Consider the following 9,966-nt stretch of genomic DNA (forward strand, 5'->3'; position numbering starts at 1 on the left):
AGAGCTTCTGCCAGCCGCCGCTGACGCGGTGCTCTTCGGCGATCCGGGACAGATGGTCACCGGCGACGACCCGGTAGACGGCGGCGGGGTCCCCTGCGGGCTTCCCGCCCTTGGGGGCCGCGGCCCGCTCCACCACGGAGTCCGCAGAGGCCGAGGCGGCAGGGGCAGCCGGGGCCGGCCGCTCCGCCGCATGGGCCCCGGCGGCGCCGAACAGCGGCAGGGCGATGGCCGCGCCACCGGTTCCGGCGGCGACGAAGCCACGGGTGAGAGTGCTGGTCCTGGGACGACGGTGCTTACCCTTTTCGGGCATGGCGCGATTCCTCTCCGGCGCCTGCGAGGTGAGCTGTCGGGTTCGGGCTGGAGATGCCCGGCCGCGCGGCTGCGCGGCTTCACCCCGAGCCGTCCGGAGATCCGGACCGGCGTACTGCCTGGTTCCCCCGCTCCTGCCGCATACGGATGTCGTGATGGGGTTTCCGGACGGCGGCAGGATTGGGCGGCCCGTCCGGATGGCCGTGACCGTAGACGAGCCGGAATGAACGGAACAAGCCGATCCGGTTATCGCGTCATGATCCACAGAGCGAGGCGCGGGGAGAACCGGTCACCCTGCGTGGAACCCGCTCCCCCAACTCGCCCTCCGGTATCGATATCGGGGCCCATCGTCCCGCCACACACCGTCACCACTGTGATCCTGCGCACCAGCAGCACCCCATCTCCCCTGATGACGGGGCATGTTATACCCAATCACCCAATTCAGTCATAGCAGCTAAATGTCATGATGAGCGACGGCGCAGCCGGATGACGGCGGCGTCCAGATCGCCCGTCAGCCCCGTGTGCAGCCCCTGGTGCGCCAGTACGGCTCCCCGGTGGACGGCTCCGCTCTCCAGGCACTCGTAGGCCGCCGCCGGATCGAGTCCGCGCAGCCGCAGCGGAGGCGGCGGCTCCCCGTAGTGCTGCGCCTGGAGCCAGGCGAGGACGACGGTCTCCTCGCCCCGCAGGAACTGCACCGCGCTCAGCCCGCCGCCGGGCGCGCGCAGCCGGTGGAGTTCGCCGTGCTGGACCAGCGGCCTGATCCGCCGGTAGAGCTCCACCCAGCCGCGCGCCTCGGTCAGCTCCTCCTCGCTCCACCGCGTCAGATCGCCGCCGATGCCCAGCACCCCCGCCATCGCGCTGACGAAACGGAAGCGGAGGGAGCTGCGCCGCCCGTTGAGCTGGGTCTGGGGGCTGTCGGTGACCCAGGCGGCCATCACCCGTGCCGGGTGGAGCTGGCTGAAGCCGTGCTGGATGGCGAGCCGGTCCAGCGGATCGGTGTTGTCGGAGGTCCACACCTGGTCCGTGCGGGAGAGGATGCCGAGGTCGATCCGGCCGCCGCCGCCGGAGCAGGACTCGAACACCACCCCCGGATGCGCGGCGCGCAGCCGGTCGAGCAGTCCGTAGAGGGCGTGGACATGCTCGACCCAGAGCCTCTGGGGGTACTCCTCGCCCGGCCAGCCCGGGTCCGTGAAACAGCGGTTGAAGTCCCATTTCACATAGTCGATCGGCGCGCTGCCCAGCAGCTGGTCCAGCTGGCGCCACAGATGCTCGCGGACGTCCGGACGGGCGAGGTTCAGCACCAGCTGGTTGCGGTACTCGGTCCTGGTCCGGCCGGGATGGTGCTGTACCCAGTCGGGGTGGGCGCGGTAGAGATCGCTGTCGGGGTTGACCATCTCCGGTTCGACCCAGATCCCGAAGTCCATGCCCAGTGCGTGCACCTCGTCGGCGAGCGGGGCGAGTCCCCGCGGAAAGCGTTCCGGGTTGGGCGTCCAGTCGCCGAGTCCGGCGCGGTCGCTGGTGCGCGCGCCGAACCAGGCGTCGTCGACGACGAAGAGCTCGACGCCCATGGCGGCGGCCCGGCGGGCGAGCGCGCGCTGCCGCTCCTCGGAGATGTCGAACCCGGTGGCCTCCCAGGAGTTGTAGAGGACGGGCCGTTCTGCGGCGGCGTCCGGGATCACCCGGGCGAGCTGCCAGGCGTGCCAGGCCTGGCTCGCGCCGCCGAACCCTCCGGCGCTCCAGAGCCCGGCGAAGACCGGGGAGGTGTACGAGTCGCCGGGGGCGAGCCGCAGCAGGCCGGAGTCGTCGTGGCCCGCGCCGCCGGTGATCTGCACCTGTCCGTCGGGCAGGTGCTGTACGGCGATACGCCAGGACCCGGACCAGCCGAGCGCGCAGCCGTACACCTCGCCCCGCTCCTCGGTGCTCTCGCCGTCCGCGTCCAGCGCGACCCAGGGCAGATGCTGGTGTCCGGTGTGGCCCCGGCGGCTGCCGATGATCTTCTCGCCGTAGGTCAGCTCGGCGCGGACGAGCCGGGACTCGGCCGCCCACCGTCCGTGCAGCTGGCCCAGCCGCCAGGAGTCGCGCCGGGGCAGGGTCCAGACGGCGGCGTCCGCGCGCAGGATCTCCAGCTCGGCTCCGGGCCCCTCGTGGGCGACGGTGACCCAGCGCTCGACGACGTCGGCGTCGTCGCGCATCCGGTAGTGCAGAGTGAGCCCGAGGGCGTGCAGGGCGTCGGTGAAGCGCAGCCTCAGCTCGTCGCCGTCCGTCTCCGCGGCGGCGAAGCTCCACTCGGTGCCGCGCACCCCGGGGGTGCGCAGGGAGAGCGCCGGGCGGACGAAGCGGGGGCCGCCTTCGACGGGGTACTCCTCGTGTCCGTCGAGCGGGGATTCGAACGGCCGGTACGGCGGTGGGGCCTGTGCGGCGAGGGCCTCGGCGTCCTCGACGGCGATTCTGGGGCCCCAGTGGAGATGGAGCAGCTCATCGGCGTCGGTCAGCCCGATCGCGTAGCCGCTCGTGGGACCGGAGAGCACCCAGGTCCGCCCGTCGCCGGTGCTCTCGATCATCTCGACCCTCCGGATGGTCACAGGCCCGAACATGCCCGAACACGCCCGGACATCTTCCGTCGGTCCCGCCGGCCGCACAATGGGCCCGGAGGGCGGGATGCCGGGGCGCGCGGGTCCGCCCGGAGCCGGCCGGACAAGATGATTGCCCGAGGAACCGATGTCGTATCGTCAAGAACGCGCCATCGCCGGCGAGCAGCGCCGGCGACCGTGACCCTCAGGAGACTCCGTGACGCAGCAGCTGCCGCAGGTCCCGTCGACCGAGCCCGAACTGACCGGGGTGCGCAATTTCCGTGATGTGGGCGGGCTGCCGACCGTGGACGGCGGCAGGGTGCGGCACGGCCGGCTCTTCCGCAGCGGTCATCTCGCGCACGCGACCGAGGGCGACGCCGCGTTTCTCGCCACGCTGGGCCTGCACACGGTCTTCGACTTCCGCAATGCCGCCGACATCCGGCTGGAGGGCCCGGACGTCGAGCTGCCGGGCGTACGGAATGTGAACATGCCGCTCAGCGATCCGGCCGACGGCGCGGAGTTCTGGAAGATGATCCGGGAGGGGAACATCGAGCAGCTGCGGTCGATCCTGGCCGACGACAAGGCCGCCGGGCGGATGGCGGAGTCGTACCGGAGGATGATCACGGACCGGACCGATGAGCACAGCCGGATTCTGCACGCGCTCGCCGACAGCAGTGTTCCGGCGCTGATGCACTGCGCGGCGGGGAAGGACCGGGCGGGGCTCGCGATAGCGATCTCCCTGCTCGCGGTCGGGGTGGAGCGGGAGGCCGTCGAGGCGGACTATCTGAAGTCCAACGATCCGCACCGCCGCTATCTGGTGCGCCGGGGGGACAACTCTCCCGAGGCGCTGTCGCCGGAGGTGATGGAGCTGCTCAGCCCGCTCTTCGATGCCCGCCTGGAGTATCTGCACTCGGCGTTCGACACCATCGAGCGGACCTGGGGCACCACGGAGCGTTATCTCACGGAGGGGCTGGGGATCGGCCCCGGGACGCGGGAGCGGCTGCGGGAGCGGCTGCTCACCGCCGTCTGACGCCGCGGGCCTCGCCGCACAGCGGGACGGAGGCACGGAGGCCGTGGCCGCCGGCCCGCTCCTGCTCGGGGCCCCACCTTGCTCGGGGCCCGCTCAGGGCCCTGCGGGCTCGGGATCGGGGCCCTGCGTGCCCGGGCCCTGCGTCGGGGAGCGGTCTACTTGGAGCCGACCTCGAAGAGCAGATAGAGGAATCCGGCGAACACATGGCCCGCGACCAGATAGGCGAAGAGCCTGACCCAGATCCCCCTGGGAAACTTGCCCTCCTGCTTGCCGCCGGGCTTCTGGGGCACGGGGGCGGCGGCGGGGTTCTCGGACATGTCGATCCTCACTTCTGATGGGCGCGTCCCCGGATCAGGGATGCGGATAGAGGTCGGGGCTCTGGAGCAGCGTGTGGACGAAGAGCAGCTCGGCGCCGTCGCGGCTCGCCGCCGCGAGACGGTGCGGGGTGAGCGAGTCGAAGTGCGCGCTGTCGCCGGGACCCAGCTCGTGCACGGCCTCGCCGAGGGTGAGCCTCAGCCGCCCGTCGAGGACGTACATCCACTCCTCGCCCGGGTGCGTCCGGACCAGATCGCCCTGAGCGCCGTAGGGGACGATCAGCCGCAGCGCCTGCATGGCGCGGCCGGGCGAGCCCATCCGGTGGTAGGTCCAGCCGTCCGCGGCGGCGGCTTCCCGGCCGCCGCCGCGGATGACGGGGTCGCGCTCCGGCGACAGCTCGCCGAGGAGCTCGGAGATTGCCGTACCGTAGATTCTGGCGAGGGAGAGCAGCATGGGCAGCGAGGGCTGTCGGCGGCCGGTCTCCAGCCGGGACAGATGCGCTGGTGAGAGACCGGCTCGCTGGGCTGCCGCCTCCAGGGTCAGACCCCGGCGACGGCGCAGATCGCGCAGTCTGGGCGCCATGTCCGGCAGCTCGGCCGGGATGTCTCCCGCGGGAGACCGGAGGTCCGGGGGATGACCCCCGGGAGGACTCTGCATAGGACCATTGCGCCAGGAAACTGCCTCTGAGGCAAGTTTCTTGCCTCAGAGGCAAAATCCCGGTGAGATCTGGTGGGATCCCGGCTCATCGGCGGCCGGCGACCGCCTGCCCGATCAGGGTCCGGCCGAAGTCCCACATCAGACCGCCCCCGGAGTGGGCCTCGTCCATCACGGCCTCGAAGGCCCCGAGAAAGCGGTCCGCCTCCCGTTCGCCGATCGTCAGCGGCGGAATCAGTTTGATCACCTCCAGCCGGTCGCCGGAGACCTGGGTGAGGATCCGGTGTCTGCGCAGCAGCGGCACCACCACCATCTGCGCGAAGAGTCCCCTGCGGGCGGCCTGGAGCATGGCCCAGCGGCTGCGCAGCACCAGCGAGCGGGGCTGCCCGAACTCGATGCCGATCATCAGCCCGCGCCCGCGGACCGCGTGCAGGAACTCATAGCGGTCGATGAGCGCCGTGAGCCGGGTGCGCAGCAGATCGCCGGTGGCGCGGGCCCTGGCGACGATCCCCTCGTCCTCGATCACGGAGAGCACGGCCAGTCCGGCGGCCATGGCCTGGGCGTTGGAGCCGAAGCTCGCCGAGTGGACCAGCACCCGGTCCATGGCCGAGTAGACCTTACGGAAGATCGCGTCCCGGCCGAGGGTGGCCCCGACCGGCACATAGCCGCCGGAGAGGGCCTTGGCGACGCAGATCAGATCCGGCTCCACCCCGTCCTCGTGCCGATGGGCCCAGAAGTCGCCGGTGCGGCCGAGGCCGGTCTGCACCTCGTCGGCGATCAGGAGCGCTCCGTGCCGGTGCAGCAGATCCTGCGCGGCACGGAGGAACCCCGGCGGGGTCTCGTGCACGCCCTTGCCCTGGATGGGCTCCACGATCAGGGCGGCCACATCGCCCCGCCGCAGTTCGCGCTCCAGCGCGGTGAGATCGCCGAGCGGGATCGCGGTGTCGGGCAGCAGGGGCGCGAAGCCGTCCCGGAAGCAGGATTCGCCGTTGACCGAGAGCGATCCGGCGGTCAGTCCGTGGAAGGCGTGGTCGCAGTAGAGGACTCTGGGGCGGCCGGTGGCGCACCGGGCGAACTTGAGCGCGGTCTCCACCGCTTCCGTACCGCTGCTGCCGAAGAACACCCGGTCGAGATGGGGGCTGTGGGCGAGCAGCCGCTCGGCGAGCAGGCCCGGGAGCGGCGGGCAGTCGAAGCGGGTGAGATCGGCGAGGGAGGCGTCGATGACATCGTGCAGCGCCTTGCGGACGACGGGGTGGTGGCGGCCCAGCCCCATGACGCCGAATCCGGCGAGCATGTCGAGATAGTCGTCTCCGTCCTCGTCCCAGAAGTACGCGCCCTCGGCCCGTTCGTAGACCTTGTCGAAGCCGATGGTGCGCAGCATGCGCGGCAGCTGGTGGTTGAGATGGCGGGTGTGCAGGTCATAGCGCTCCTTGCCGCGTTCGGCGAGCAGCGCCATGAGATCGAAGCCCCGCGTGGCCTCGCCGGGATGCCCGGCGGCGGTCACCCCCGGTTCCCCGAGACGGTCTCGCGGGCGGCCCTGAGGGACTCCTTGAGCGAGCCCATGGTGGCGAGGACGGCGGTGGGCTCATAGCCGCAGTGGGCCATGCAGTTGGCGCAGCGCGGGTCCTTGCCCCGGCCGTAGCTGTTCCAGTCGGTCTCCTCGATGAGCTGCCGGTAGGTGGGGACATAGCCGTCGCTCATCAGATAGCAGGGGCGCTGCCAGCCGAAGAGCGAGTAGTTGGGGATGGCCCACGCGGTGCAGGGGAAGTCGGCCTTGCCCTCCAGGAAGTCGAGGAACAGCGGCGAGTGGTTGAGCCGCCAGCGCCGCCGGTTGCCGTCGGCGAACGATTTCCGGAACAGCTCCCGGGTCTGTTCCACCCCGAGAAAGTGCTCCTGGTCGGGGGCTTTCTCATAGGCGTACGCGGGCGAGATCATCATCTCGTCCACCTTCAGCTCGTCATTGAGGTAGTTCAGCACCTCGATGACGGTCTGCGGTGTGTCGGTGTTGAAGAAGGTGGAGTTGGTGGTGACCCGGAATCCGCGCTTCTTGGCCTCCACGATGGCCGCCACCGCTTCGTCGAACACTCCCTCCTTGGCGACCGATTCGTCATGCCGTTCGCGCAGCCCGTCGATGTGCACGGCGAAGGCGAAGTACCGGGACGGGGTGAACTTCTCGATCTTCTTACGGAGCAGCAGGGCGTTGGTGCAGAGGAAGACGTACTTCCGCCGGGCCGTCAACTGCCGCACGATCTCGTCGATCTGGGGATGCATCAGCGGCTCGCCGCCGGCGATGGAGACCATCGGCGCGCCGGACTCCAGTACGGCCCCGACCGCCTGCGCCACCGGCATCCGCTGCTTCAGCACTCCGGCGGGATGCTGGATCTTGCCGCAGCCCTCGCACTTCAGATTGCAGGCGAAGAGGGGCTCCAATTCGACGATGAGCGGGAATTTCTCGCGCCTGCGCAGTTTCTGCTCGAAGAGATAGGTTCCGACCCGGATGGTCTGACGGAGCGGCATGGCCATCTAGCTCACCTCCTGGGGAGCGGCAAAGAACGGTGCCATTCGTGGAATGCGGGAAGCACGGCGCGGAGCACGCGGAAAGCCGATATTCCACCGCGGACCGTGCCGATGCGGAACAGCTCATGCTCCGGAGCGTCCACGACCACCCGTACGGCCGCAACCGGACGGGGACCGGCGCTCAGCGCGGCCCGCAGGGTGGCGGCGGACTCCATGTCCACCGCGATCGCTCCGGTGGTACGGAGCCGGGCCCGCTCGGGTCCCCGCACGACGCGGTCCGAGCCGGTGAGCGGACCGGTGTGGACCCGGCGGCCGGGTACGGCCCGGGTGACGGCGGCGACCAGCCGCGCCGTGTCCGTGCAGCGGGTGGCGCCGTCCGGGTCACGGGTCTCGGCCGCGACGACCAGATCCCCGGGGTGCATCCCGGGGGCGAGCCCGGCGCAGAAGCCGGACGCGAGCACCGCCGCGTACCGCATGGCCCCGTCGTTCAGCGCGGTGCGCACGGCGTGCCCGGCGCTCCGCGGTCCCATGCCGGTGCGCAGCACCCGGGCGGGGCCCGGGGCCCCGGCCCGGTCGTCGGCGCCGCGCAGGGCGAACCGCTCGATGCCGAGCGCGCAGGCGATCAGCAGCGGCACGGCCGGGGGGCCGGGCGGCTGCGGGGAGGAGGCCATCAACGGGCCCGGCGGCCCGGGGCGATGGCGGGCCGGCCGTGCACATAGCGGCCGAGCGCGGTGAGCGGGAAGACCTGGCGGTAGAGGTGGTAGTTGATGGTGAAGTCCCAGGGGAAGCCGGTGCCGGTGAAGTACGGCTCGTCCCAGGAGCCGTCCGCCCGCTGGGTCCCGGCGAGCCAGGCCACCCCCCGTTCGACCGCCTCGCCGCCCCGCTCGTCCGCGGCGAGCAGCGCGAGCAGCGCCCACCCGGTCTGGGAAGCGGTGGAGGCGCCCCGGCCGATCCACTTCTCCTCGCGGTAGGAGCGCAGGTCCTCGCCCCAGCCGCCGTCCTCGTTCTGCACGGACTCCAGCCAGCGCACGGCACGGCGGATCGCGGGGTGGGCGGCGGGGACGCCCGCCGCGGTGAGCGCCGGGACCACCGACCCGGTGCCGTAGACGTAGTTGACGCCCCAGCGGCCGAACCAGGCTCCGCAGGGCTCCTGGTGGTCGAGCAGCCAGGCGACGCCGCGCCGGGTGCCGGGGTGCCGGGCCCGTCCCTCGTGGGCGAGCATCTCCACCATGTGCGCGGTGACGTCGGCCGAGGGCGGGTCGATCACCTCGCCGAAGTCGCAGAACGGCAGCCGGTTGGGGAAGGGGCTGGTGTTGTCGGCGTCGAACGCGCCCCAGGCCCCGTTCCCCGACTGCATCCCGAGCGTCCAGCGCCCGGCCCGGGCGACGGCGGCGTCGACGCGGGCCGGTTCGGGGTGGGCGACCCGCCGCAGCGCGAGCACCACCTCCGCGGTGTCGTCGATGTCGGGGTAGTTGTCGTTGTGGAACTCGAAGGCCCAGCCGCCGGGGGCGAGTCCGGGTCTGCGCACGGCCCAGTCCCCGACCCGGGTGATCTCCTCGCCGAGCATCCAGTCGGCGGCCCTGACCAGCGCCGGATGGTCGGCGGGCAGCCCCGCGTCGGCGAGCGCGATGGTGGCCAGACAGGTGTCCCAGACCGGCGACTGACAGGCCTCGACCATCCGCGCGCCGTCCTCGCGCCAGATCGCGAACCGGTCCAGCGACGCCAGGCCCGCCCGCATCACGGGGTGCTCCAGGTCGTAGCCGAGCAGCCGCAGGGCGATGAGGGAGTACACCGCGGGTGGCTGGATCCCGCCCCAGCAGCCGTCGTTCTCCTGGCGTTCGACGATCCAGCGGGCCGCGGTGTTCATCGCGGCCCGGCGCAGGGCGCGCGGCGCCGCCCTGCGGTAGAGGTGCAGCAGCCGGTCGGCGCGCTGGAAGACGCCGGACCAGCTCAGCACGGGGGCGCGCGGCTTCGGCGGGTTGGGGGTCCGGGCGTCGGTGTGCAGCTCGTCGAGGGCGAAGGGCGCGGGCCGCACCGGGCGCTTGGCGGAGACCACGGTGAGCGGGACCACGGTCTGGCGTGCCCAGCAGCCGAAGTCGTAGATGTTCAGCGGGAACCAGCGGGGCAGAAAGATCAGCTCGGGCGGCAGCTCGGGGAGGTCTTCCCACTTCCACCAGCCGAAGAGCGCGAGCCAGATCCGGGTGAAGACCCTGGTGGCGGCGGTTCCGCCGCGGGCGCGGATCCAGGCGGACGCGGTCTCCATATGGGGCTCGTCGGGCCGGTCGCCCGCGAGCCGGAGGGCTACATACGCCTCGACGGTGACCGAGAGTTCGCCGGGCCCGCCGTGGAAGGTGGCCCAGGTCCCGTCCGCGCGCTGCTCGCCGCGGATGAACCGGGCCGCCGCCGCGGTGATGCGGTCGTCCTGGACACCGAGGAACTGACGCAACATCAGATCCTCGGCGTCCATGGTCACATTGGTCTCCAGGTCGCCCTTCCACCAGCCCTTTGCGTCCTGGCGGCCCAGCAGATACTCGACGGAGCGCGCCAGCGCCCGGCGGGCGGCCCCGGCCG

Annotated in this window: 8 protein-coding genes, 1 pseudogene and 1 riboswitch; of the genes and pseudogenes, 1 reads left to right on the plus strand and 8 read right to left on the minus strand. The window is 71.7% G+C overall.

The window, feature by feature from the left end; genetic code table 11:
* Positions 1–310, minus strand: a pseudogene (locus tag FF041_RS03765) (peptidase); the annotation flags it as partial.
* 5 nt (positions 311–315) lie between these two features.
* Positions 316–466: riboswitch (cyclic di-AMP (ydaO/yuaA leader) on the minus strand.
* 304 nt (positions 467–770) lie between these two features.
* Positions 771–2,870, minus strand: coding sequence for an alpha-galactosidase (locus FF041_RS03770; RefSeq protein ID WP_153521019.1), 2,100 nt, complete (start codon positions 2,868–2,870; stop codon positions 771–773).
* Positions 2,871–3,096: 226 nt separating this feature from the next.
* Between FF041_RS03770 and FF041_RS03775 the strand changes: the two genes are divergently transcribed.
* On the plus strand, positions 3,097–3,909 hold the full coding sequence (locus FF041_RS03775; protein ID WP_323391137.1) for a tyrosine-protein phosphatase: 813 nt from the start codon (positions 3,097–3,099) through the stop codon (positions 3,907–3,909).
* A gap of 155 nt (positions 3,910–4,064) precedes the next feature.
* On the opposite strand, the gene FF041_RS37700 is transcribed toward FF041_RS03775, so the two are convergent.
* From FF041_RS37700 to shc, 6 genes are all read right to left on the minus strand, one after another.
* The gene (locus tag FF041_RS37700) at positions 4,065–4,226 is read right to left on the minus strand and encodes a DUF6126 family protein (RefSeq protein ID WP_194291924.1); all 162 of its coding nucleotides are present in this window, start codon (positions 4,224–4,226) and stop codon (positions 4,065–4,067) included.
* Positions 4,227–4,260: 34 nt separating this feature from the next.
* On the minus strand, positions 4,261–4,881 hold the full coding sequence (locus FF041_RS03780; RefSeq protein ID WP_153521016.1) for a helix-turn-helix domain-containing protein: 621 nt from the start codon (positions 4,879–4,881) through the stop codon (positions 4,261–4,263).
* A gap of 85 nt (positions 4,882–4,966) precedes the next feature.
* Positions 4,967–6,334, minus strand: a complete 1,368-nt coding sequence (locus tag FF041_RS03785) for an aspartate aminotransferase family protein (RefSeq protein ID WP_153521021.1) — start codon at positions 6,332–6,334, stop codon at positions 4,967–4,969.
* A gap of 44 nt (positions 6,335–6,378) precedes the next feature.
* Positions 6,379–7,401, minus strand: coding sequence for an adenosyl-hopene transferase HpnH (gene hpnH, locus FF041_RS03790; protein ID WP_153482160.1), 1,023 nt, complete (start codon positions 7,399–7,401; stop codon positions 6,379–6,381).
* A 5-nt stretch (positions 7,402–7,406) separates the two neighbouring features.
* Entirely contained in the window at positions 7,407–8,066 is a 660-nt protein-coding gene (locus FF041_RS03795) for a phosphorylase family protein (protein ID WP_153521017.1), read from the minus strand.
* A partial coding sequence (gene shc / locus FF041_RS03800) for a squalene--hopene cyclase (protein ID WP_153521018.1) occupies positions 8,066–9,966 on the minus strand: 1,901 nt, incomplete at its 5' end. The genes shc and FF041_RS03795, both read right to left, overlap by 1 nt.

Origin of the sequence: Streptomyces jumonjinensis, assembly GCF_009600885.1 — a bacterium.
Lineage (GTDB): Bacteria > Actinomycetota > Actinomycetes > Streptomycetales > Streptomycetaceae > Streptomyces > Streptomyces jumonjinensis.